This window comes from Megasphaera intestinihominis (assembly GCF_040096415.1).
In the GTDB taxonomy this organism is placed as follows: Bacteria; Bacillota; Negativicutes; order Veillonellales; family Megasphaeraceae; genus Megasphaera; species Megasphaera intestinihominis.
On sequence record NZ_JBBMEU010000122.1, the window covers coordinates 1 to 2,149 of the forward strand.

General features: G+C 37.7%; 3 protein-coding genes. 2 read left to right on the forward strand and 1 reads right to left on the reverse strand.

Annotation, left to right across the window (positions count from 1 at the left end):
- The first annotated feature begins 124 nt into the window (after positions 1-124).
- Positions 125-355, forward strand: a complete 231-nt coding sequence (locus WMO23_RS11190; RefSeq protein WP_302511871.1) for a DUF2922 domain-containing protein — start codon at positions 125-127, stop codon at positions 353-355.
- A 149-nt stretch (positions 356-504) separates the two neighbouring features.
- Entirely contained in the window at positions 505-1,080 is a 576-nt protein-coding gene (locus WMO23_RS11195; protein ID WP_337383834.1) for a sigma-70 family RNA polymerase sigma factor, read from the forward strand.
- 282 nt (positions 1,081-1,362) lie between these two features.
- On the opposite strand, the gene WMO23_RS11200 is transcribed toward WMO23_RS11195, so the two are convergent.
- The gene (locus tag WMO23_RS11200) at positions 1,363-1,818 is read right to left on the reverse strand and encodes a hypothetical protein (RefSeq protein WP_302420378.1); all 456 of its coding nucleotides are present in this window, start codon (positions 1,816-1,818) and stop codon (positions 1,363-1,365) included.
- Positions 1,819-2,149: the final 331 nt, after the last annotated feature.

The following is a 2,149-nucleotide window of genomic DNA, read 5'->3' on the forward strand; positions in this document are numbered from 1 at the left end:
GCCCGTCAGGTGCTGACCACAGGGAAGCACAGGGCGGTTGCCAAAACGGAGAGCTGAGCTGGAGGTGGCCCGAAGGGCCGGAGAGGTTGCTCTTCTCACAATACCAAAGAAAGGAGGAATTACCATGGCCATCAAATCGGAAACGAAAACGTTACAGCTTACATTTGTGGACGGAGCCAGCAAAAATGTCAGCTACTCTATTTCCAATCCGAAAGCGGACTTGACTAAGACAACTGTCGATACTGCTGCACAGACCATCGTCGACAGCAAAATCTTTGCTACGACGGAAGGCGGCAATTTGACAGGACTCAAGTCGAGCCAGATTGTAACCCGTAAGGTTGAAACACTTGAATAAGTGTAGCATACTGAAGATGCCTTGGGCAGGATTTCTGCCCAGGGTATTTTCCATTTTAGGCAACATTAAAAAAATTTAATTTAAAAAGAAAAAATGAAAAGAGGTTTTAATCGAATTTTAATGTAACTGTAGTAAGGAGACGTGATGTAATGACTATTCAGATGCGCCACTGTGTTCGTGCTGCTCAGCGCGGCGACAAAATAGCGGCAGAAGAACTGATCAAGGCTTTCAAGCCCTATTTGCACCATCAGGCCAAGAAATACCAGCGGTTTTATCAGAATTTCGATGAGGCCTTGTCGACGGCCTATCATGGAGCCATAGACTGTATCTATCAATATGATCTGAGCCAATCCGAAACCGTCACCGAAATGATGGTCGCTTCGGTACACAATCACTTGCGTCGGGAGTCTTACAGCCGGACCTGCTACTACCAGCGAGTCGAAAAAACGATTATGGAAAACGATACATTAACTGATTTGCCGGAAGACCTTGTTTCTGAAGATGCCTGTCCGGAACTTTGCTATTTAGAAGACGAAGTACGGACGCAGCTCTACTGGGCCTTGGAACAGCTGCCCGAATTACAGCAGGAATTCATCCGCTTGCACTTCATCCATGGCTATTCGTATAAGCAGATTGCTCAAAAATACGATTTCAGGAAAAGCACCGTTGGGGATTATGTCAAAAGGGGGTTGCTGAGGATGAAAATTTTGTTGGCAAAAAAATAGTTTGTCCAACTGAGTAAATGTAGAAGGTAAAAGCCATGACTCAAAAGTGATTGATACTGTGAGTTCATGGCTTTTACCTTAAAGAAATATTAAATTCAAGGAATCTAGAGAATAAAGTGATAAAGGACTTCTACTATATCGCGCGAGTAGATTGTTCAGCAACTCCTCGACAACTGTAGTATCAAGAGAGCCGAAAATATCTTAAGTAGATATTTTGCAAGTATTCAATTTGGAAGAAATAAATAAAGAGGTGGCATGAGGGAAAAATGCCACCTTTTTATTTTAGTAGGATTTTTTTAACGCAGTGAGGATTGAGTTGCCATAAAAGGTATTGTCATCTACGCATTGATAGGTTGAGGATGAAAATATTTTTTCAGGGAGTCTTTCTACGTTTCCTTTGCTGGTATAATATGCAATTTCTTTTAGCTCTTTGTAAAATATTCCATTGCGATTCTCTAAAATTTTTATTATTTTCCGTACAGAAGTAAATTGCTTGTTGTCATTAGTGTAATAAATAAATGTTAAATCTAATATAGATTTTGAAACGTTTTGCGAAAATACTTTATTAGTTGAAGTTTCTTTATTTACAAAAGCTTTTATTGTATATGTTGAGTTTAGTCGTTGCTCATTGATTTGGATAAAGCCTTTTTTTAAATCATATATTTCATTGTCAGCATAAACTGGGAAGGCTATATAAAAAAACAACAATAGTAGAAACGAAAATAATTTTATATTCATGTCATCACGTCCTTGAATTAATAATACTCGTGTATATTTATTAATGAGGGAATATTATAGAAATATGATTAGTTTGAAGTAGCAACCACATTAAAAGAATTTGTAAGAAGGCATCTATCGATATATTCGATGATTGATTTTCGTGTTAATCTTAATCCTATGATATAATATTTTTTAATGATTTTCAAATAGTCTCGGGAGTGTAAAATAGTTTGTGTAAACTAGTTTTTTGAAAACTACAGAGGCGGCGTAAAGATAGTGTAAAATCATTTGTGTAAACTCAGAAGTGGGTATAGAAAAAGGAACCACTTTTCTTTATAGTGTTAAGTGA